We start from the raw sequence: 22843 nt of genomic DNA on the forward strand, positions 1-22843 counted from the left end.
AAAAGCAAGCTGTTACTGTCGCTTGGCACATCACACCAACTTCAAGGCTTGTGTGCTGTTTGGGGGCAGTCGTTGCCCCCTACCTAAACGGCCAAAACTCTGGAGCGACGTCGAGCGATCCAGCCGCCGATTACAAGCTGTTCTTTTTTTACTGGCAGGCATAGAGTCTTGGAGAAAGCGCAGCGCTCGTTGCTTCCCAGATATTGCGATTACGTATGCCGCTTAGAGAAACAAAGTACCGGATATTGATACCGCTCAATAAGGCGAATGAGCGTTATCGGAACGACAAAGGTTGTTTATTTGAAGGGATTGTCGGTCAGTTCCTGAAAAATCAGAGCTTCACGGTCAAGGAACGCGTACGGGATGTGGGCAGTGAAATCGATTTGTTATGCAGTAACGACCTTTCCGGTGACATAGCTGTTGTTGAATGCAAGACCCAAACCGAGGCCTTGCTGTCGTCGGTCGTGAACAAACTTCATACTGATGTGTCTCTGCACGATGCACACGTTGGTTGGATTTTTTCGATCTCAGACTTGGGTAGGGAAGCTGAAGGGCGTTTGAAGAAGCTCAACGAGAAAGGTGGAAAGGAAACGTTTCGCCATTTTTCACCGAGTACGCTTGTTGGCCATTTGTTGAACATCAGCGCTTTGATCGAACCCGCTGTAGTTCATCAAAACGCACCAAATGAAAAATACCTTTGCATTTTCTAAAATCGATATCTTTGGGTATACCCCGTCCACGAAAGTTCTTCAGGCCAACCGATTGCGCTACGGGCATGGAACGCCGAAACGGGGAAAGCAATCAGCCCGAATGAGGCTCCTGATTTGACTGACACAGATTTTCCGTTTCCTGAATTGAGATGGTTGGATCACGAGGCGGGAGAAAGCTCGGCAACAAACAAACTCAACCTGTAGTGGAAGTAATCCCGGGTGAAGAATGGAGCGATTATCGACCATCACGACCAGATGACTTCGTTGGACGAAAGCCCGTCATAGAAGATATAGGTGAGTTCTTTGACAGAGTGCGAAACGAAGAAACCAGTTCGAGGCTGTTCGGAGTAAAAGGTCAATCAGGGTGGGGAAAGAGCAGCTTAGCTCTAAAACTGGCAGCGGAGTTCGGCAAAAGTAAAACTATCGTGGTTCCTGTTGATTGTAGAGCTGCGAAAACCTCAATCTACCCAAATCTTGTCTTGGACCAGGCTTTCAAACTCGCAGCCAAACGGCTGTACCCAGGCCCACTTCTCCAACTCAACACAAAGTTTGAAGCCAACCCTTTCGAGGAAGATAGCATCATTGAGCTTCTGGACATCGCCAAGCAGCAGGGGTTCGTTATCTGTGTGTGAAGTGGTCCGGCAAAACTGGACAGCGTGCTAAGATGTATCCAACATTGACGACAGGATACACAAATGACGAAGAGACGCAGTTTTTCAGACAAGTTCAAAGCTACGGTGGCGCTTGAAGCGCTTCGTGGAGACAAGACGGCGCAAGAGATCGCTGCAACACAATCAGTTTGACCCCAACAGGTGTCCTGTTCCGTTTTGTTCAACCATTACCCTGCCTATTTCCGCCCTGAAATGTCGTCTTAAAATGCTCTCTTAGAACATTCTTTTGAACTTTCCCCATAGTATTTCGTGGCAACTCATTAAGAAAAAATACTTTTTTTGGCTGCTTGTATCGGGCAATCTGTGGCGCGATGGTACTAAGGATTTCTTTTTCAGAGAGCGCCCGTGCGTCTTTGGTGACGATGACCGCAGCAACCCCTTCCCCAAAGTCGGGATGCGGGATGCCGATCACAGCAGATTCCTCAACGCCGTCAATTTCGTCTAGTAAAGTCTCGATCTCTTTCGGGTACACATTATAACCGCCTGTGATCACAAGGTCTTTCGACCTTCCGACGATTGAAATATATCCCTGCGCATCGACCACCCCTACGTCGCCAGTGATGAAAAAGCCATTTGGCCGCAGCTCCTCACGGGTTTTTTCGGGCATTCGCCAATAACCTTGGAATACGTTCGGCCCACGCACTTCGATGCTACCCACCTCTCCTTGCGCCAACGGCTTTCCGGTGGTTGGATCGGTTACCACAACCTCCACACCGGGCAGAGGCAAGCCGACAGTTCCAGCCTTGCGCACCCCTTGATAGGGATTTGAGGTGTTCATGTTGGTTTCAGACATTCCGTAACGCTCAAGGATAGTGTGACCTGTTTTCTCTAACCAAAGCTGGTGCGTTTCTGCGAGCAATGGTGCCGAACCCGACACAAATAGGCGCATGTGCGTGATGGTCTCAGGCGACAGATCAGGCTCCTTTAAAAGGCGGGTATAAAAGGTCGGAACGCCCATCAATACGGTTGCACGTTGCATAAGTTCGGTGATTTGTTTGGCATTAAAGCTGGTCAGGAAAATGACGGATGACCCCGCCAACAACGTCACATTGGTGCACACAAACAGGCCGTGCGTGTGAAAGATTGGCAATGCGTGTATTAGAACGTCATCACTGGTAAATCGCCAAAGCACACTCAAGGTTGCAGCGTTAGACGCCAGATTGCCATGCGATAACATCGCACCTTTTGAACGGCCTGTTGTTCCGGAGGTATACAGGATTGCCGCCAAATCATCAGCATTGCGCGCAACGCCTCCAAACCCAGCGTTCTGAGCCCGGGCTTTTTCAACCAGTGTTCCGCTACCGTCAGTCCCAAGGGTGAGAACCGTCCGCACGCCATTCTTCGTGACGACCGGTTGCAACGTGTCGAAACTGTCAGGCGCACAGACAAATATCGTAGGCGCGCTATCGGTTACAAAGTATTCGATCTCGGCCGGAGTATAATCCGAATTGAGAGGAAGAAAGACGCCACCCGCCAAGATTGTGCCAAGATAGAGAGCGATCATCTCGACTGATTTACCAAGTTGGGCAGCGACGCGATCTCCGGGCTTCACTTCAGCTGCAATCAATACCCCTGCGTATTTCTCGGCCAGTTCCCAGAGCGCATCATGCGTAATATCGGCCCCATCGGGCAGCTTGGCAAAGATCGCGTTGGGCGCGGTAAGCGAGGCAGCACGCAACCGGCCTGCAAGGTGGTTTGTTGTATACATCTGTATATTCCTTAGTCTTTGTTGGCGGCGCATCTCACTGCAGAGGAACAAATCACGTCCCCTCCATTTGCGAAAATTTCATGGTTTCGCTCAATATTTTTGAGGTCATAAAGATAATTAACCATCGTTCCCCATGAGCCGGCGATGCTCCGTTCGCTCTGGTCTGCGGCGACGTTGATTTGTTCCAAACACGCTCCGTTACCCAAATGAAACCGGGCGACAGGGTCGGCTGGCCCCCCGCGGCTTGACCTACCTTGGACGAGGTATTTTGCGGTGAGGCTCTCCAGAGCACTCTGCTTGTGCGTCTCTAAAGGATAGGTTTTTGACGCATTGAGCTCTGCAATCAGCGATCTCTCACCCTCTGAGAGCAGGCCGGATCCGCTCGCGTTCGCCGCTTTTGTTGCCCAGCCTCGCAAACCTGGTACAGGCGACAGCGTTACGAAGGTCTCGAGTGTGGCAAACTCCCGCCTCAGCTCTTCCACCACCTGTTTGATCAGGAAATTGCCGAAGGAAATGCCACGCAACCCTTTTTGACAATTCGAGATGGAATAAAAGACGGCAGTCGTAGCCAGTCTAGGGTCCACTGCAGAGTTTAATGCAGAAATAATCGGCCCGATTGCTTTGGGGATGCCGTCTGACAGAGCCACCTCAACAAAAATTAGTGGTTCATTCAGCAATGCGGGATGGAAGAACGCATACAGTCTACGATCAGGTGCTGCGACCCTCCGGCGAAGATCATCCCAGCCCATAATTTCGTGCACAGCTTCATATGCAATGATCTTTTCCAAAACCTCAGCCGAAGTACCCCAATCGATACGCCGCAATTCGAGAAAACCGCGGTTGAACCAAGACCCTAATAGGTGGCGGAAGTCTTCGTCCAAACCTGTTAGATCGGGAGAGGATTTTATTGCGTGCAAAAGATGGTTACGCATCTCGATCAAACGCATTGTGCCATTTGGCACGCGGTTGAGCCTGCGAAGCAACTCTTGGCTTTTGGGTTCGCTATGAAAATGGCAGGCACGCGCGTCATTGGGTTTTTTATGCGCATGCCAATGAACAAATGCTTTCTCCATCGCATCTATATCGACACCAAACCGGCTATGCAGTTCACTGAAAAATGCGTGCTTTCCACCCCCATCCAACGCGTCAAACCGATCAAAGATTGCCTGACCAATTGCAGCGCCCGTGGCTTCACCTCGATGAGAAAGTAGCTCATTGCACAGGTCCTCCAGTGGGAGGGTCTCATGTACGTTGGCCGTGCTAAGAATGCGCCCCCCAATTTCGCCCACGCGGGCCATAAGATCACTTAATATATTGCTTGCAGACACAAATTTATCCTCGATGTTTCAAACAACAGAGCAGAAGCCGCGACGTATTGCCAAGGTTGCTAGCCCGACGTGCGGCGTCTCTTAATGCGCGCTGCCACCTTCGCTGTCGTCAGCAACGGGCGTTTCAGTTACGGGCAAATCGGCGTCGAATGTGATTGGCACGGCACGGCGGCGATTTACCTTTAGATCAAAAATGTCGAACCGGTTGTAGCCTGCAGCGACATCATGGAACCGCTTGGGTTCGATGCATTTGGCCAAATCAATATCGGCATATCCGATCCCCTCGTCGATCAGGCTGTCGCCAATTTGTGCGCCTGTAGGGTCAACGAAAAAGCTGGGCGCACGAGAGCATTCATCCAACATCTTCATGAGGGCGGGATCCCCTCCGGCAGCTATTTCTGTTGCGCGCGCATCAAAGCATCCTGCGACGACAACGCCAAAACACTTGGCCTCGAAAGAATGCCCTGCGGCCCGAATAAGGTTTGCGGCTTTGTTGTCATAATTCGCACCCTCCTCTGGCGGCCGCGTTGGCCATACCGGCGGATAGCTTGAGATGTGGACCTGTTCAGCTTGGGCCATTAAACTATACCGCGACAGCGGATTTGTGTTCTCCCCGCAGATCAGATTGCCAATTCGACCGATGGACGTATCCGATACCTTCAGCCCCGCACCGTCCCCCGGATTCCACGTCAGCTTTTCGTAAAAAGTGGGCACCAGCTTGCGATGGTGGTTCAAGACCCGACCGCTCTCATCAATCAACAGGTTGCTGTTCCAGAGCGCCCCGACAGAGTTTGGATTTCGCTCCGATATTCCCAGCGAGACAATCACACTATGGCGTGCTGCCGCCTTGCAGATCATCGCAACCTCAGGTCCGTTCGCGAAAACGGAAGCTTCAATATATCGTTGGAAAAACTCATGCGATTTCACGGGGGTATGAATTGCCGCCCACACGGGAAAACCAGGAAGATATGCCTCAGAAAACGCGACCAGCTTTGCGCCGTTTGCTGCCGCTTCAGCGATGATCGAAACGGCTTTTTCCGCGCTGGCCACCGGATCAAAGTAAACGGGCGCGATATGTGCTGCAGCCGCCCGAAAAATACTGTTTTTAAACATAAATTAGCTCCCTAAGGTTGGCACCACTGTCAGGGAATACTGCGTCTATTTATACGTCAAATTATGCACGACACTGTGCGGATATGAGACATCAAATTCAGCCGAAGGAATGAGCTGAGGCCCCGTTCAGATAGGCTTGATTAGTGTCGAAAAGCTGATCCAAATAAGATTGAACAGCCTTGATGCGCGGAACGTTCCTGAGGTCTTGATGCACTGAAATCCAAAGCGGGCGGCGTGCAGCCAGATCTGGCATGACGCGCACCAGCGTTTCATTTTCTGACAAGGCAAAATGCGGTAGTGCAACGATACCCAATGCGCCTCTTGCAGCGCTGCGTTGGACAATCATGCTATTAGAACGGAACACGATGCGAGGATGTTCAATGAGCTCCTCTAACCAGCGTACTGTTTCTAATTCTACAAACTGATCCAGATATCCAACATAGCTGTGGTCGGCCATTTGGTTGGCTTTCGTAGGCGTACCATGTGTAGTCAGATATTCCGGGGACGCGTATAGCCCGATTCCAAATGTACCAACCCGCTTGGACACCATGTCGGTCCCCTGGGGCTTGTGAAAGCTCAGCAGAATATCGGCTTCACGGTTGCTAATCTGCACCTCGCGCGCGGTGGTCAGCAATTCAAGCTGGATATGCGGATACGAGGCCTGAAACCCTGCGAGACGAGACGCAAGATAAAGCGATGCGATCCCTTCCATCGTAGCGAAACGGACTACCCCGCTGGTGTCTCCGGACCCTTCGATATCACTGCGCAGGTTATTCACCCCAAGCGAGATTTCCTCAGCCCGTTTTAGAACGGACCTGCCAAACGTAGTAAGGATCAAACCATCGCGGTTCCGTTCGAATAATGCAGCACCTAAAACCTGTTCAAGGCGGGATAGTCTACGTGAAACAGTAGAGTGGCTGAGGCGTAGTTCCTTGGCCGCACCGCTCACGCGTTGGTAACGCACCGCAATTAAGAAAACCCTTATGTCTCCCCAATCCAAACTTGCGAGGGGGTCTTTCATCTTCGTACCACTCATTGCTTTTATTCAGGGTACTGGCAGGCACCTACCCTGTCAAACCGCACCTCTAGAAATACGGCGAAACAGGTTCTGGTCGAAAGAGTTGGGAGTGGTTGTACGGCGCAGCAAAGGCCGGCCTCCCCTCCGCCCGCCAAGAGGCGGGCGAAAGGGCGATCGCATTTAGAAATCAAGAGTACGCGTTTTCAAGCTCTTGTGCCGCACTGAACAGTGTCATTTCATCACTATGCCGCGCAATCAACATGGCACCGATCGGGCGCGCGTCCGAGGTCGTGCCAACGGGAACAGTAATCGCGGGATGACCGGTTGCACACGTCGGTGCGGTGTTCCCGACCATTTCAAAGGCCCGTGCAATCACCTCAGCGGGGCCAGCATCCTTTGGCGGCAAGCGTGTCGTGGCCATCGGTGTTGTCGGCATGATCAGAATGTCGACCTCGGATAGGGCGCGCTCATAATCGGCAGTCAAGAGCCGGTTCAGGTTCTGCGCCTTTCCATAATAACGGCCCTTGTTGCGCGACGCCGTAAAGTGGCCGGTTAACATCCCTAACTTTACAGTTTCTGAAAACTCGTCGGCATGGTCTTTCCAACGGCTCTGTGCCTCCATCAGACCTTCGTTGAACACGCCTTTCATGTTTGTGCCATAGGCGTTGTTGCGCAACATCAGATCATAGGTACCCTCAAGGAAGATAGGGGTCCAGATCGCAGCGCCTGCGGGATGCAACGGTATCGAGACCGTGCTGACGGTCGCACCGGCGGCGCCGAGTTTTTCAGCAGCTTCCATAACGCGCGCATCCACTTCGGCCTCTGCGCCTTGGGTGCCAAAACCCTCGGACACGATACCAATCCGAAGCTCCTTCACGCCCTTGTCCAACGCCTGCGTATAGGGTTGTGCAGGCGTACCGCTTTGACGTGGGTCAAGACCGTCAGGACCGGCCATGACTTCAAGCATCAATGCATTGTCAGCGACCGTACGCGTAATCGGCCCTGCGTGATCCAAGGTCAGCTCAACAGCAAAGATACCCGTGTATGGCACCAAACCATGCGTTGGTTTCAACCCCACCACGCCGCAATAAGACGCAGGGATACGCACGGACCCACCTTGGTCCCCGCCTGTGGCCATATCAACCAGTCCCGCAGCCACCAAAGCCGTGGACCCCGACGAAGACCCCCCCGCATTGAAACCCGGCGCAACAGGATTTTCAACGACGCCGTTAATGGAGGTGTGGCTCCCTCCCGAGGCGCAATAATACTCACAGTTCGCCTTGCCGAGGATGTCACCGCCTGCATCTAGAATACGGGTGACGATTGTTGCGTCGGTATCGGGCACATAGCCTGTCAATATTGACGTGCCATTCGACATTGGAACGCCCGCAACGCTGACGTTGTCCTTTATGGCAACGGTCTTGTTCACAAGCTTGCCTTTGCCCGATCCCTTGATCGTCGATTTGACAGCCCATGCGTTATAGGGATTGTCTTTGGGTTCTGGTTTTTCTCCCGCAGATCGCGGATAGATCGTTTCAGGCATTTCCGGCTTCAAGCTATCAACCAGATCATAGGCATCAAGCTGGCCCTGCATCAATTCGTGATACACGGCAGCTTCGGCAGCATCAAAATGGATGCCAATTTCCAACGCGGCGGCTTGAACTTCTTCGACGGTCGGGCGGTTGATTGTCATGGTCATCTCCTGATTTTGCAATGTCTTGGCGCGGCTATCGCGGGTCGCATATATGGGTACCTGTCTCCCTTCGGGGTGAACGGGAACAAGTATGGCAATGAAGGGAAAATCGGGCCAGTGGCGGATGCCTCCGGCCCGATGATGAGCATCTTCTTAGGACTTGGACCCGCCAGTCCAATCGACAGTTGCTTCAAAAGCGGCGGCCGCGGCGTAGATTGTGCTTTCCGTGTAATCCGCGCCCGTCAACATCAAGCCAACAGGCAGACCGTCAACTTGGCCGCATGGGATCGACATCGAAGGATGGCCGGTCACGTCGAACTGCGCGGTGTTTGCAATCATCTCAAACGCGCGGGTGACGACTTCGGTAATTGAGGCACCCGGCTCTGGCAGTTTGGAGGCCGTGATCGGCAGGGTTGGCATCAGCAGGATGTCATAGCTTTCAAATGCAGCATCATAGCTTGCTTTCACCTTCCGCGCGATATTTTGCGCCTTGGCATAATAGCGACCGTTGAAGTGGTCGATGCCGTACTGCCCCAGCAGCATGCTAATCTTCAGGCTTTCCGAAAGATCATCAGCCTTCTGACGCCAGCCAGCGTGATGATCCATCAATCCGACATCATACGCACCTTTCCAGTTCATGCCCATGCCGTTGCCCTGCATCATCTGCCACTGAAGCCCCTCCAGCGCGATTGGTGCCCAGATTGCCGCCGCCAACAGGTGATCGGGAATAGATACCTCTTCGACAATCGCGCCAAGGCTACGGAATGTTTCAGCCGCTTCTTTGACGGAATCGGCAACGCCCGGCATCAGGTTTGCAGCAGTAAAGCCCTCTTTCAGAACGCCAATTTTCATGCCTTTGACGCCACGATCCAGCGCTTTTGTATAATCGTCAACCTTGGGCGCGTATTGACGCGGGTCCAGTCCGTCAGCACCCGCCAGCACTTCGAGTAACAATGCGTTATCGGCAACTGTGTTGGTTATCGGGCCTGTGTGGTCGATAGTCGCTTCAATTGGCATGACACCAGTATAGGGTACCAGACCATGTGTTGGCTTCATCCCCGCGATCCCGCAGAATGACGCTGGCATGCGGATAGATCCGCCCTGATCGCCGCCGATTGCCATATCGACCAAACCACCACCGACAAGTGCTGCCGACCCCGAGGACGAACCGCCAGCGGAATATCCGGCCCGGCGTGGGTTATGCACCATTCCCGGCTTTGAAGTGTGGCTACCACCCGACAAACAGAAATATTCAGAAACGGATTTGCCCTCGATTGTCGCCCCTGCATCCAACATCCGTGTGACGATGGTGGCATCTGCGACGGGTATGAACCCCTCCAGCGTCGATGCCCCGTTCGTCATGGGAACGCCAGCAAGCGCAACGTTGTCTTTCAACACAACGGATTTTCCCTTGAGCTTACCCTCAGCAGCCCCTTCGACCGTTACTTTGCGTGCCCAAGCGCCAAAGGGATTATCTGCGGGCGCAGGCGTATAGCCGGTTGTGCGGGGATACGTGACCGGTGGGGTGAAATCCGGTTCTGCATCTACGACATCATAAGCCGCAAGATTGCCTGCCATCAGGCCAAGGTATTCTTCGGCCTCTGCATACGTCAGGGTCATCCCCAACTCTGTGCCGATGCTCATGAGCTGCTCAACGCTTGGTCTTTTAATCGTCATGGTATTCTCCACTGTTGTATTTAGTTTCAATTATTTAGATCCTGATGGGCCTTGCGGCACAGCCATTGATCAATCCACTGTCATGCCAACAAATTGTGCGACAACTTCAGGGTTTTTCAGGTCTTTCGGGGTCATCTCGCCGGCGATGGCACCCTTTTGAATCGTCAGAACACGGCTCGACAAAGCCGCAATGAACTCAAGATTCTGCTCGACAAGGATGAGCGATAGCCCACGCGATTGCAGCACGAGCAGGGTCTCGACAATCTCTTCAAGGATCGATGGTTGAATACCCTCCGTCGGCTCATCCAGCAGCATCAGCTTGGGCCTCGAGCACAAACAGCGCGCAAGGGCTAAAAGTTGCTGCTCACCACCAGACAAAGCACCACCACGGCGATCCATCAGCCGCTGCAAACGTGGAAATAGCGAAACAACATCATCCATGAAGTCAGCGTCTTCACCGGATTGTCCCGCCATACCCATCCGCAAATTTTCATGTACGGTGAGATCCGCAAAGATTTGTCGACCCTGCGGCACCAGCCCCAAACCGGCCTGCGATCTTTGGTGGGGCTTTAGATTTGTGACATCTTTGCCGGCAAATTTCACCGATCCGCCGGTTGTGGGCAGATGGCCCATCAGCGTCTTCATCAGCGTGGTTTTACCCATGCCGTTGTGACCCAGAATACCCAGAAACTCACCTTCCGCGACGGCCAACGTGGTCCCCATCAGGATCGGGATGCGGCCATAGCCCGATCGCAGCTCGTTAACTTCCAAAATCATACTGACAATCCCTTTCCAAGATAGACGTCTTGCACACGGGTGTCTTGCAGGGCCGTGCGCACATCGTCCTCGATTAGCACCGCACCCTGGTGTAGGACCGTTACTGTTTTGGCGATCTTTTTGATGAACTGCATGTCATGCTCGACGACGACCAAAGCACGTTTTTTGTTGATCTCGAGGATCAGCTCTGCCGTCCGGTCCACTTCGTCATGGGTCATGCCAGCAGCTGGTTCATCCAGCAAAATAAGGTCCGGCTCGCCCGCTAACACTGTGCCGATCTCGACCCATTGTCGCTGTCCATGAGACAGCTGCCCGACTTCCCGTTTGGCAATCCCCGTCAGCCGCAGCTGCGTCATGATCGCCTCTACCAGATCGTTGCAAAACTTTGGCGTGTGTTTCTGACGCGCGGCAATCCAAAGGTTTTCCTGCACCGTCATCGCGTTAAACACATTTGGCACTTGTGTCTTGATACCGATACCCAACCGCGAAATTTGGTGGGGAAATGCCCCCGAAATGTCCTTGCCGCGAAGATGCACATGGCCTTCGGAGGGCTGGAGCTGGCCGGTCAGGAGCTTGAAAAATGTCGACTTTCCCGCTCCGTTAGGCCCGATCAGACAGCGTAACTCCTGCTCCTTTAGGGTGAAATTTACATTGTTGACCGCCGTCACCCCGCCAAAGCGGACGGTCAGGTTCTTGGTTTCGAGAAGCGGTGTCTGGTTCATGGTTTGACATCCTCGATTACAGTGTCGCTTTTGGTGCGCGCCAGACGTGCGGCCACGAAATCCCGCACCGTGGGCGCGATCCCCTTTGGCACCAGCAGAACGAAACCGATCAGAACTGCACCCAGAATGAAATTTGCATCCAATGTCTGCTGCGCGCCGATTTCCGTGACCATCCATTGCACCAATAGACAGCCGATAATCGGACCGATCAACGTTCCACGACCTCCGATGATGACCCAAATGATGATCTGAGCCGACAGGCCAAGGGCAAAGATCGTCGGGCTAACGAACGCGCCCCAGTTCACATAAAGTGCCCCTGCAAAGCCAGCCACCGCACCGCCGATCATAAAGGTTAACAGCTTGTAAATCCGTGGGTCGTATCCAAGCAGTGCCGCGCGTGTTTCATTCTCGCGGATGGCAATGATGACCCGTCCGAACGTGCTCGCGATCAGCAGGCGCAGGCCAAGGTAGACCGCGATCAATGCCAAACCTGTGAGTATCCAGGCCTGTTCGGGACTTAGAATATAACTAGTGTCTCCGGGCATGTTGATCGTCGGCACACCTGGAATGCCGTTAAACCCGCCCAGTCGTGCCGAGCCGATCTTGTACACATCACCAGCCGTGGAGTTCACAAGATTCAGCAAAATAAGCGACACAGTCAGGGTAATGACCCCAAGATAGACATCGCTGACCCCGCCGTAGATTATGAAATACCCCAAGAGCGCGGCAAAGATGACCGGGACAATAATCGCCAGCATGATTGCCGGGGTGCTGTCTCCGAAATTAATCGCAGCAACAGCGTATGCATATGCGCCCAAACCGAAAAACGAGGTCTGTCCAAAGCACAGGATGCCGCCATATCCCCAGATGAACCCCAAGCTGAGCGCGAGAATAGCCATTGCGGCAAAGACCGTCAGCTGCATGATTTGAAACAGGTCGACAAACAGGGGCGCGATGATCACGCCGACTGCAGCAATTGCTGAGCCAATCAGCGCGATTGTCATTCCATTGATTTTGGGCATTAGAGGCGTCCTTTGAAAAATTTACCCGAGATGCCCAGGGGCAGCAGCCGGATCAGAACCACAGCGGAGATAAACAAGATCACTTCGCCAAAGACCGGGGTCGTCAAAAACGCGGCGATCTGATTGATGAAGCCGAACAGACCTGACGCACTGATCAACCCCCAAAGAATTGAAGTGCCGCCGCCGACGACCGTGATGAATGCTTTTGCGATATAGGCCGCACCCATCGTAGGAACGATGCCCGCAACCGGTGCCAACAGGCCACCGGCCAGACCCGATATCGCTGCACCGGCGCCGAACGTCGCCATGTACACCTTGGCGGGATTAACGCCGAGAGTCGCAGCCATTTCAGGGTTCTGCATAACCGCACGAGCGATCAAGCCGGCACGCGTGAACCGCATGATGGCCCATATGAGCACCATCAACAGAATAGCCATGACAGCAAGAAACGGCGTGTAGAGGCTCGTTTGATATTGGCCAACACTGAAGCCACCCAAAGGCGACGCCACACCAACAATCGTGTTCCCGAAAATCATCGTCGTCGCACCGACAATGACCAGGCTGAGCCCCCATGTCGCCAGCATGGTGTCAACCAGCCGACCATATAGGAATTGAATGAGGCACCGTTCAACGATGACCCCAAACAATCCGACAACGACAGGGGATATGACCAGCATTGCAAGCCATATGTTAACCCCCGCCGAAACCGAAAGAACGGTTGTGTAAGCCCCGAGCATGAGGAATTCCCCATGCGCGAGGTTGATGATTTTCATCATTCCGAAAATCACCGCCAGCCCGGCACTGATAAGCAAGAGCGAAGCAATACCACTAATGATGTCCAGACCAACGATGATCGCGATATCCATTTTCAGATCCTTAAATATCGATTTCGTAATGAGTTGTATCGTTCGGGTTGGCCTTCAGATCGCAAACAGCGGCGGTGTCTAGCGGCTGTTGAGAGGGGAAGGTCTCCAGAACATTCCAGGCCTTATCTTTTACTTCGGCGAGGAACGCATTGCGGGTCACATGGTGAGTGATCGGATCAATCAAGACATTCCCACTTGGGCCCTCAAACGATAGACCAGTCTCAAGCGCCTCAATGACCGGCATGCGGTCAGCGGTGCCAGCAAGAGCCACGCCTTTGGCCCACATGTGAACCGCTTCATACGTCGCGGCTGCAGGCTCGTTGATGTAGGGTGTTTTGTCACCATGTTCAGCTTTGATGGCATCAACAAACGCTTTACTTGCAGGGGTTTGCAGCTCTTCAAAGTAACCGTAGCTGCCCAGTACACCCTTGCTTTCAGCCGCTTCCAGCGTCGCAGGTTCATTGACCAAACCAAAGGTGGTTGAAGCGATTGGAATCTCGTCTTTCAAACCAGCAGCAGCCCATTGACGGTAAAATGCGGTGTGATTTCCGCCTACCATCGCAGACAATAACATGTCAGGTTTTGCCGCTTGAATACGGGAAATCGAAGGCCCGAAATTTGTCACATCCAGCGGGAAGAAGTCAGTCGAGAGAACCTCACCACCGTTGTCTTCGACATATTTCCGCATCCATTTCGCGGTGATCTGACCGTAGTTGTAGTCAGCCGCGATGATATAGACTTTCTTGCCCCACAGGTTCATCGCATAGGGAACCAGCTTTTCAACGGTTTGCGCGGGTGTAGTGCCAAAGTTGAACGTGTTGCGGTCGCAAACGCCGCCTTCATAAAGCGTGTTATAGAAATACATCGTCCGGAACCGATTAAAGATCGGGCGGATTGCCTCACGCGATGCAGAAGTGATGCCACCGTGGACAACATCGACCTTATCGCGAACAGCGAGCTGTTGTGCAAATTGCGAATAGAGCTGGATGTTGGATTGTGTATCGTAGTTGATCATCTCAACTTCGCGGCCCAGCAAACCGCCGCTTTCGTTGATCTCTTTGACGGCAAGCTGGGTCGCATAAACCATCGGCTCGCCGGTCGCAGCAAGCGGGCCGGACAGGTCGTGTAGACTGCCCAGTTTGATCGGACCATCAGCGGCCCGGGCAACATTCGCAATCAGTGAAGGTGCCGCAAGTGCTACCCCCCCTGCGGCTGAATTTCTTAGAAAGATTCGACGTGAAATCGTCATTTTGTTTCCCTTTCGTTGGTAAGTTTTTTTGTTGAGAGAGTTTGGACTCTTCTTGGAATTTTTCATCCACGACGGCTGTGCCGCCGAGGTGGGAGAACCGAAATTTATGCCTGCAGCACGACGCAAAATTTCTCGATGCCAACGGTTGCCCGATGCGGGGGCACCCGAAGTTTACGCCGTCAAAAGTAGGCTCTAATGAGTGTCACCGCGCGAAAATAATATAGCGGTGAAAAACTAGGCGGCCGGTAATTTTGACGCTGAAAAAGTAACATAATGATCCGTCCGAAAGACGGCGGCGGCAGGGTATTTGCAACGTTCCTTTGCTTGTTTCAGGGCTGGCTTCATTGAAGTTAAAAAGATTTTTTGGCCCCGCGCTTGTCCCTGAATGCCAATAGATGTGCTCAAACGGCCAAACACCGTCGAACGCGAAAACATCATAAAAATAAAGCGAATCTTGCACGAAACCCGATTGAGTTGTCTTCTTGTTTAAGAGCTGAGAAATCGATTTGGAGAATGCTATGCTGAATGCACGGAACGCTTCTATTTACAAAACGGGTCCTGGATTTGACAGCTGGCACCAATCGACCTGCCGAGACTTTTCAACGACGGAATGTAAGAGCATAAACAACCCCGAATTCAGAGGCTCCGTGCACTCGTGGAAGTCCGGGTCCATCGGGCTTGGAGACATTACCGCAAATTCGCGCGACTCTGATATGCCACTCATTCGGCGGGCCTCAGACATCAGAAAAGACCCCCGAAACCACATTATGATCTGCACCGTCAAACACGGGAGCATCGAACTTACCCAATCTGAAAGACGTGTCCGAATTAAGCCGGGCGATGTGGTTCTTTATGATCAGAGCAAACCCTTCGGAATGAATTTTGTCGGAAATGTACGTGGCCTTGTGGCCGCTTTTCCACGGTCGCACGTTACCAGCCGTTTGAGCCGGGTCGAAAAACTGACGGCGCGGAAAGTGCCGGTAAACTCTCAAGCCGGCAAATTTACCCGATTGATATTGGACCAGCTTCAACCCGATGACGGGAGCCTCGATAATACGCTTTCCAAAAACGTCGAAGCCTCGGCTTTGGATCTGATTTTCGGAAGCATTGATCACGTCTTCTCTTCCGAGGACTTTTCAGAGAAAGCACACAAAGAAAAACAGCTCTACGATATTCAGAGATTCATGAAGAAAAATTTGGCCGATGCAGATCTGAACATTGACCTGATTTGTGCAAATCATGGTATATCAGCCCGTTCGCTCAACCGGTTGTTCAGTGCCGAGGGCACCACCCCGATGCGTTGGCTTTGGCGAACCCGCCTGGAATGTGCCCATAGAGAGATATTGAAAAATCAGCACGCCTCGATCACCAATATCGCCTTTGACTTCGGCTTTTCCGATCCGTCTCATTTCAGCAAGGCCTTCAAGCGTTCATTTGGCGTCGCCCCCAGCTCGCTCTAGAAATCACTTGGGTATTGCGGCACCGCCGCTTCCCTTGAAAACTCCTTCCGCTTGCCCCTGTCAATTCAGACAACCTGTTCACATGCAAAACGACCGGTGCTGTCAGGCACCGGTCGCTTCAATTTTACAGGTCGTTTTGCGTTTAGTTGCTGGTCACAGCACTGCGTGTTTCGGGGAACCGTTCAGCAAAATCGCCCTGAAACCGCTGGCGTCGCAGCGCTTCAACCGGATTTCTCACAGCGAGGGAGAGACCAAAGAACACGATCGCTCCTGTGATAAGACCCCAAAGTGGTGGCCCGATTTTCCCGGGTGTCGGGATCAGTCCGAATTGCATCGCGAGCATCACACCCCAGCACAGAAGCATTGACCAGAACGCGGCAGGCTCGGATGCGCGGCTCCAGAAAAGCGCGCCAAGCAGAGGCAGCAGAAAGGACAACGCCATACCAACACCAATCGATGCGAGCGGCGCGATCAACGAACGCCCTTGCGGTGAAAAGGCAAACGCAACAACTGCAAGGATAAACACCACCTCAAAATACCGTGCCAGACGCATCCGTTTATTAACATCTGCCTCCATCACTGATGGCACCAAATCTTGCGTAAAGCTGGATGTCGCCGAGATCAGCTGACTATCAAGCGTCGACATGCCCGCAGCAAACACAGCAATCACAAGAACCACACCCATTGCCGGCAGGTACTTTGCAAAAATCAGCGGTACTAGCGCATCCGAATTTGCACCCTCGGGAATGGTCAGGTCCATGCCGATGGCCAGCATCCCGATTACGGCTCCGGTGAAAGTCACAACAAACAAGGCAAGGAAGGAAGTGATCGCAGCACCCTTAACCAACGTCTTCGCGCTGTCAGCCATATAAAGTCGCTGCCACAGGTGGGGGGTAAGGACCCAACCAAATGACCACAGAACCATCAGCGTGATATAGCGCCCGCCGCCGCCCTCAAAGAAGAACAATTCCGGTTTTGCGTTGATCGAATTGGTCCAACCCGCATCCCAACCGCCTGCCCAACGAACCACTAGGAACATCGTTGCAATCAACAGCAGTGCAAAGAGAAACCCCTGAATAACATCTGTCCAGACGACAGCACGGCTCCCCCCGACAAACGAGTATACGCCAACACAAACAGCGATCAGTAAGACACCGATGTTGAAGTTGATCAGACCATCGGAAATTGAGCTAAGCGCGATTGCAATCCCTGTGATCTGGATAGCGGAATATGGAAACAGAACAGCAATACAGATGAGGCCTGTCAAGATCCGCAACCGGCGGCTGCTGTTGTAAAACGCCGCCAGCAGGTCTGCGGGAGTGATGAATTTGAACTTTTTTCCCAGCGCCCAAATCCGTGGGCCAATGATCATGATCAAAACCGGACCCATCGAATTGAAAAACCCGAACAACAACCAGTTAACGCCCGTTTTGTAAAACAGGCTTGGCCCGCCAAGGAAGGCAAACGTAGAGAACCACGTGGCAAACATCGTCCCGACCAGCATAAAGATATTGGCGCTGCGCCCCATCACAAACCAGTCTTCGGGATCACCCACCTTGTTGGTCAAATAAGCGCGATAGCCGACATAGAACATCACAACCAAATAGAGAGCCATCCCCCCAAGCATGAATATAGTTGTCATTCTACGCCTCCCCTTTCAGCGGTTTCATTAAGCTCCACCCAGGCCAGGCCGCGCGTCAGGAAATATGCCGTCCCCAAAATACAATTCAGTGTAAAGACTGCGTAGGAGTAGAACACTGTCGTGGGCATACCACTTATGCCCAACTCGTTACTGTTGCCGTAAATATTGAACACCGGAAGAAGCGCCAGAATGATATTGATGGCAGCCCACACTAGAAAAAACCTCCCCAGGCCTGACTTGGGCACGATGCCAAGCAGTGGATAGCGCTGTTCGTGCCCCCCCGCGCTCTCCAGCTTCGGCTGCTTATCTCTCGTCATATCTTTATCTCCAACTTTGTTCTGTCCGCCGGTGGAAGCGGGCCTTGCCATCAAACAGAGGCAGAGCGCACAGAAATCTCCATGCAAGAAAATGCACGGCCTTGTGCAGGTATCTGCAAAGTAACAGTTTCAGAGAGGTGGCGTCGCAATCAAACAGTCAGCGCATACATATTCCACTCTACCTTTAAGGGTGCTCATTCAGAATTTTTCCAGCCTCATTTCGACACGAGACTGAAATTCATTTAAATATATACTTATCAGCCCCTTATCTCCTGATGAGTGGTTAGATCGGGTGTAAAATATGCCGTTTTGGCACGATAAAATCTGCCCCGACCTACTGGTTTCATGAAACAACCCTACAACAGAAAGAGGGTATTTAAGCGGATAAAACCAAGAGCAGAACACGCCCATCCGGCTTGTACGGCGCACGGATCGAGCTAAATCAGAGCTTAAATATTAGTCACCTGTTAATGCAATTCAACGTTCCAAGCGCGCCTTGCACCCCCCGCCCCGCACAAACCAGCCCCAGTAGCATTCCAAACATAAGGTAAATTTGAACGAAACAGCACAATTACAGGATAATACTTATTAGTAGACACTAATCCTGCTTGAAGACAGGATACTGAAGCGGTCCGGCAAAACTGGACAGCGTGCTAAGATGTATCCAACATTGACGACAGGGTTCCTCTTTTTGGTGGCTATTATGGACTGGGCCACGCGCAAAGTGCTGGCGTGGCGGCTCTCGAACACGCTGGACGCCAGCTTCTGCGTTGACGCACTGGACGAGGCCATCGCCAAATACGGCAAGCCCGAGATAATGAATACCGATCAAAGATCGCAGTTCACGGGTTCAGCCTGGATCACCACTTTGACCGAGGCGGAAGTCAAAATCTCAATGCCTCTCGGTGTTTGCTTGCAAACACCTGCCGGTAATAGATGGGCGGGGGCGATATCTGGACAACATCTTCATCGAACGGCTGTGGCGGTCATTGAAGCAAGAGGCCGTCTACCTGCACGAACTACAAGATGGTTTCCAAGCCAAACGGGTGATCAAAGACTGGATCAGCTTTTACAACTCTGAGCGACCGCACACGGCTCTCGACAAGCGAACCCCAGACAACGCATTCTTTGACACAGAACGAAACCAAAAGGCGGCATAAACTCAACCAGATTACATCTTAGCGGAGCCGCAAACCTGTCCGAAATAGTGGGACCACTTCATTTCGTGGGCCTCACGTCACTTGTTATTCGGATCAACCAAAACCTTGAGCGGATTGCTAATCGCCTAGATGACTGGCCAGATTCTGACGACTTCGAATATGATGACGACCCAGATTATGAGCACTAGAGTTTACAGCCTAATCCGCCACGCATTATGATCTAAGTTGATCTTAACACCGAGTAACATTTGCGTTGCAACAACGTAAATGACAGAAATCATATAATACTTCGAGATGGATTGAAAATCCTCGTGTCGGTGGTTCGATTCCGCCCCTGGGCACCATTTGATTCTACAGAACAATATCATCAGCTGTAAGCCACAGACCTTTCAATTGGTCCCCCTTTAGATCCCCCGTGCTGTGTCTGCACCTATGCCGCCCTGATATGACCTCGTAAAAAGGGCGCGCTGATTACAGCACGCCCTTTTTACGATTCTCATTTTTCCTTAAACCCACCGGTTCGGCAATTTATCTACTCGTGTTAATTGGCGTTAGGTCGCGTCTAAGGTCCTCGGTGGCTTCATACCTTATCCAACGTTTTCCTCCGTAGGATCGGCAAAAGTATCAAACCAACCGCGATGATCAGTAAGCCTAAAGTCATCGGTCGCTCGAAGACGAATGAAACCCCGCCATACAGCTGCATGGAGCGCGAGAAATTGTCTTCCATCATGCCGCCAAGGATAAACCCGATCAGCAATGGAGGCAGAGGGTAGTTCGCGAATTTCAGCGCAATACCGCAGATGCCGAACCCGACCAGGATCAACAGTTCAGTCGCGTTATTTTGCCCGATGTAGGCCCCCATCAAAGTAAAGAACAGGATGAACGGGATCAAGTAATTGCGGGGAATGGCCAGCAGCTTCGCGATGTAGGGGATCAACGGTAGGTTCAAAATTAACAGGACTAAGTTACCGATGAACATCGACATGATGACAGCCCAGAAAATTTGCGGCTCGTCCACCATCAGGCGCGGGCCTGGCGTCACGTTCAACGCGATCAATGCACCAAGCAAAATCGCCGTCGTTCCTGACCCGGGAATACCGAGCGTAAGCAATGGCACAAAAGATCCGGTACATGCAGCGTTGTTTGCGGTTTCGGGTGCGGCCAATCCTTTGATAGAGCCTTTTCCGAATTCGTCTTGCTCTTCCTTTGGTGCGATGTTGCGTTCAACGGCATAGCCCAAGAATGATGCAATCGTCGCGCCAGCCCCAGGTAGAACACCGATAAAGAAGCCCTGTACGGATTGGCGACCGATAACCGGTGCAATCGCACGGGCTTCTTTCCGGCTGATGCGCAGATCTTTGATTTCGCCACCATCATCGCCAAGGTTTTTAGGCTTCAGAACAAGGAACATCGCTTCGGGCAGGGCGAACATTGCCATAGCCAATGTTATGAACCCGAACCCTGATTGTAGGTCCATGATACCCGCCGTGAAACGTGGCAAGTTGAACAAGGCCCCTTCCCCGACTGTCGCCATGATTAAACCCAGAACTGTCATCATCAGCGCCTTGGTGACCTGGCCCGGCCCGGCAAATGCTGCGATGGCAGATAGGCCGACGACCATCAGTGCGAAGTATTCGGCGGAATGGAAAAGAAGCGCCACAGATGACAACATAGGCGCGAAAATCATCAATAGGATCGCGCCAATCGTCCCGCCGGCAAAACTGGCAATCGCAGCAATGGTCAGGGCTTTGCCTGCCTTACCTTGGCGGGCCATAGGATAGCCGTCAAAGGATGACGCGACGGTTCCCGCGACCCCTGGTGCGTTCAGCAAAATAGATGAGGTCGAGCCACCAAAGATCGCGCCGTAATAGACGCCAGCCAGCAAGATCAAAGCCGCGGATGGATCGCCCATGGAAATCGCCACCGGGATCATAATCGCGATGATGGACATGGGTCCAAGGCCCGGCAACATCCCGATGAATGTCCCGATCAGGCAGCCGCCAATGACGACCAACAGGTTCTGCATTGAAAGGGCCGTTTGTAGGCCAATCAGAATTCCTTCCAACATCCTTTATGCTCCCATCAAAAAGAAGGGCAATGGGCGTAGGAAAATGCCCAACACTTCTTGAACCAAATACCAAACAGCACCTGTAGCGATGAGAGAAACGGGCACCATGACGTGCCATTTCCGCTCTCCCAGAACAAAGGAACCCACAATCAAAAAGGCCGATGTCGAAAACACGAAACCAAGGGGACGTAGGCACAATGCGTAAACCACCATCAACCCGAGCAGGAACAACGCTTGTCCCAGGAAATAATCACCCAGACGCCGGTGGTCGATCTCGCCGACCTTTTCTTCGCCCTTCTCGATTCCCAGCAAGATCATCATCGAAGCGATGATGCCGATAACCGAAAGCACCTTCGGAAACGAGCTTGGCCAGACGGGGTTTCTTCGCATAAATGGCGCAAGGTTTGCGTCCATCGTGAACCACGCGGTGTACCCATAAACGACGCAAATGCCCAACAGGACAAGTGCGATCCAACGATCCAAGGCCATATGCCCATCCCCCCAAAACTTTAGAAAATAGATAGGCAGAGCGGATAAACCGCCCTGCCGGTAGGTGCCCCGACTTAGAGGAAACCCAATTTACGCATCAGATCGCCGATGACCTTTTCCTGCTCGACGAGAAACGTCTCAAAGTCATCGCCTGAGTTGTGGATGTTGACCCAACCGTTACGGGCGCGCACGGCCTCCCATTCTGGCGTGTCATACATGGCTGTAATCGCATCTTGGTACGCTGTCAGCTTATCTTCGGGCAGACCTGGTGCCGCGAAGAAACCGCGCCAGTTGACGAATGTCGTGTCGATGCCTTGCTCGACCAATGTCATTGCTTCTGGTGCCGCATCAACGCGGGCGTCAGACGTCACACCGATGATCTGGACTTCGCCTTGGTTGGCCAGATCAACAGCTTCGGAAAAGCCTGTGGACAGCGCCTTGATTTCACCAGACAGCAAAGCCGCCATAGCCGTACCACCCGCATCGTATGGAATGTAGTTTACATCCAACGGATCGCGACCCGCAGCTTCCATAGCCATCGCGACGACAAGGTGATCCATACCACCGGGAACAGAGCCACCGCCGACCGGGGTGCCTGCAGGATCCGCATCGTAAACGGCAAGGAAGTCTTCCATATTGGTGATGTCGCTCCCGGCAGGAACAACAATCGCCGCATAGTCACCGATCGTACCGGCGACCAGCGTCAGATCACGGAAGTTATGTGGGAAAACACCGGTCAGCGAACGGATCACAATTGGTGTCGAATTCACCATCAACGATCCGTGGTTGCTGTCTGCGTTTTCAATCATAAACCCGATGGCAACACCGCCACCGCCGCCAGACATATTTTCATAAGAGGCCGAGCCCACGATACCAGCTTTGGTCAGGGCTTCGCCTGTGCCGCGTGCTGTGCCATCCCAGCCGCCACCGGCGCCACCTGGAATAATAAAGTGGACGTCGTCCAAAACTTTGTGGCCATCTGCGAACGCAGGTGTACCCAAGCCAAAGGTTGCAACCGCAGTTGCGATTAGGGCACGGCGGCCCATCTTCATCATTGTCATGCTATCCTCCCATTTGGTAGCCGTCTCCTCGCGGCACCGTTCGGGGAAGAAAACACAGGAACCTGTCACGGACCTGTCACACCAGAAAAAAG

General features: G+C 52.7%; 19 protein-coding genes and 1 pseudogene. 4 read left to right on the forward strand and 16 right to left on the reverse strand.

What is annotated here, in order from left to right; all coding sequences use genetic code 11:
- Positions 1 to 245 precede the first annotated feature (245 nt).
- On the forward strand, positions 246 to 710 hold the full coding sequence (locus tag ABJM03_RS06055) for a restriction endonuclease (RefSeq protein ID WP_348416365.1): 465 nt from the start codon (positions 246 to 248) through the stop codon (positions 708 to 710).
- Between the two features lie 203 nt (positions 711 to 913).
- The gene (locus tag ABJM03_RS06060) at positions 914 to 1342 is read left to right on the forward strand and encodes an ATP-binding protein (protein ID WP_348416367.1); all 429 of its coding nucleotides are present in this window, start codon (positions 914 to 916) and stop codon (positions 1340 to 1342) included.
- Positions 1343 to 1541: 199 nt separating this feature from the next.
- Here ABJM03_RS06060 and ABJM03_RS06065 read toward each other — a convergent pair whose 3' ends face one another.
- The 11 genes from ABJM03_RS06065 to ABJM03_RS06115 form a co-directional block, all read right to left on the reverse strand.
- Positions 1542 to 3089, reverse strand: coding sequence for a malonyl-CoA synthase (locus ABJM03_RS06065; RefSeq protein ID WP_348416369.1), 1548 nt, complete (start codon positions 3087 to 3089; stop codon positions 1542 to 1544).
- Between the two features lie 11 nt (positions 3090 to 3100).
- Complete coding sequence (locus ABJM03_RS06070; RefSeq protein ID WP_348416371.1) at positions 3101 to 4417, reverse strand: malonyl-CoA decarboxylase; 1317 nt, start codon at positions 4415 to 4417, stop codon at positions 3101 to 3103.
- Positions 4418 to 4498: 81 nt separating this feature from the next.
- A complete protein-coding gene (locus ABJM03_RS06075) occupies positions 4499 to 5530 on the reverse strand; it encodes a carbon-nitrogen hydrolase family protein (protein WP_348416373.1) in 1032 nt (343 codons plus the stop codon).
- 97 nt (positions 5531 to 5627) lie between these two features.
- Positions 5628 to 6551: a LysR family transcriptional regulator gene (locus ABJM03_RS06080; RefSeq protein ID WP_348416375.1), complete on the reverse strand. Its 924-nt coding sequence runs from the start codon at positions 6549 to 6551 to the stop codon at positions 5628 to 5630.
- Positions 6552 to 6735: 184 nt separating this feature from the next.
- Positions 6736 to 8241 (reverse strand): amidase, encoded by a 1506-nt coding sequence (locus ABJM03_RS06085; RefSeq protein WP_348416376.1) that lies wholly within the window; start codon positions 8239 to 8241, stop codon positions 6736 to 6738.
- Positions 8242 to 8394: 153 nt separating this feature from the next.
- On the reverse strand, positions 8395 to 9918 hold the full coding sequence (locus ABJM03_RS06090; protein ID WP_348416378.1) for an amidase: 1524 nt from the start codon (positions 9916 to 9918) through the stop codon (positions 8395 to 8397).
- 69 nt (positions 9919 to 9987) lie between these two features.
- On the reverse strand, positions 9988 to 10695 hold the full coding sequence (locus tag ABJM03_RS06095; RefSeq protein WP_348416380.1) for an ABC transporter ATP-binding protein: 708 nt from the start codon (positions 10693 to 10695) through the stop codon (positions 9988 to 9990).
- On the reverse strand, positions 10692 to 11417 hold the full coding sequence (locus ABJM03_RS06100; protein WP_348416382.1) for an ATP-binding cassette domain-containing protein: 726 nt from the start codon (positions 11415 to 11417) through the stop codon (positions 10692 to 10694). Before ABJM03_RS06100 ends, ABJM03_RS06095 begins: the two co-directional genes overlap by 4 nt.
- Positions 11414 to 12439, reverse strand: coding sequence for a branched-chain amino acid ABC transporter permease (locus ABJM03_RS06105; protein ID WP_348416384.1), 1026 nt, complete (start codon positions 12437 to 12439; stop codon positions 11414 to 11416). Before ABJM03_RS06105 ends, ABJM03_RS06100 begins: the two co-directional genes overlap by 4 nt.
- The gene (locus ABJM03_RS06110) at positions 12439 to 13305 is read right to left on the reverse strand and encodes a branched-chain amino acid ABC transporter permease (protein ID WP_348416386.1); all 867 of its coding nucleotides are present in this window, start codon (positions 13303 to 13305) and stop codon (positions 12439 to 12441) included. Before ABJM03_RS06110 ends, ABJM03_RS06105 begins: the two co-directional genes overlap by 1 nt.
- Positions 13306 to 13315: 10 nt before the next feature.
- Entirely contained in the window at positions 13316 to 14554 is a 1239-nt protein-coding gene (locus tag ABJM03_RS06115) for an ABC transporter substrate-binding protein (RefSeq protein WP_348416388.1), read from the reverse strand.
- A gap of 518 nt (positions 14555 to 15072) precedes the next feature.
- On the opposite strand from ABJM03_RS06115, the gene ABJM03_RS06120 reads away from it, so the two are divergent.
- Positions 15073 to 16014, forward strand: coding sequence for a helix-turn-helix domain-containing protein (locus ABJM03_RS06120; RefSeq protein WP_348416390.1), 942 nt, complete (start codon positions 15073 to 15075; stop codon positions 16012 to 16014).
- 142 nt (positions 16015 to 16156) lie between these two features.
- Here the strand turns inward: ABJM03_RS06120 and ABJM03_RS06125 are convergent, their stop codons facing one another.
- Entirely contained in the window at positions 16157 to 17656 is a 1500-nt protein-coding gene (locus ABJM03_RS06125; RefSeq protein WP_348416392.1) for a sodium:solute symporter family protein, read from the reverse strand.
- Positions 17653 to 17973: a hypothetical protein gene (locus tag ABJM03_RS06130; protein ID WP_348416394.1), complete on the reverse strand. Its 321-nt coding sequence runs from the start codon at positions 17971 to 17973 to the stop codon at positions 17653 to 17655. The genes ABJM03_RS06125 and ABJM03_RS06130 overlap by 4 nt, the downstream gene beginning before the upstream one ends.
- A 679-nt stretch (positions 17974 to 18652) precedes the next feature.
- On the opposite strand from ABJM03_RS06130, the pseudogene ABJM03_RS06135 reads away from it, so the two are divergent.
- Positions 18653 to 19100, forward strand: a pseudogene (locus ABJM03_RS06135) (integrase core domain-containing protein); the annotation flags it as partial.
- Positions 19101 to 19713: 613 nt separating this feature from the next.
- Here the strand turns inward: ABJM03_RS06135 and ABJM03_RS06140 are convergent.
- The 3 genes from ABJM03_RS06140 to ABJM03_RS06150 all read right to left on the reverse strand — a co-directional run bounded on the left by ABJM03_RS06140 (position 19714) and on the right by ABJM03_RS06150 (position 22751).
- Entirely contained in the window at positions 19714 to 21201 is a 1488-nt protein-coding gene (locus ABJM03_RS06140; RefSeq protein ID WP_348416396.1) for a tripartite tricarboxylate transporter permease, read from the reverse strand.
- A 3-nt stretch (positions 21202 to 21204) separates the two neighbouring features.
- Complete coding sequence (locus ABJM03_RS06145) at positions 21205 to 21690, reverse strand: tripartite tricarboxylate transporter TctB family protein (RefSeq protein WP_348416398.1); 486 nt, start codon at positions 21688 to 21690, stop codon at positions 21205 to 21207.
- 74 nt (positions 21691 to 21764) lie between these two features.
- Complete coding sequence (locus ABJM03_RS06150; protein WP_348416400.1) at positions 21765 to 22751, reverse strand: tripartite tricarboxylate transporter substrate-binding protein; 987 nt, start codon at positions 22749 to 22751, stop codon at positions 21765 to 21767.
- Positions 22752 to 22843: the final 92 nt, after the last annotated feature.

It is taken from the genome of Sulfitobacter sp. (assembly GCF_039977885.1).
Taxonomy (GTDB): Bacteria; Pseudomonadota; Alphaproteobacteria; order Rhodobacterales; family Rhodobacteraceae; genus Sulfitobacter.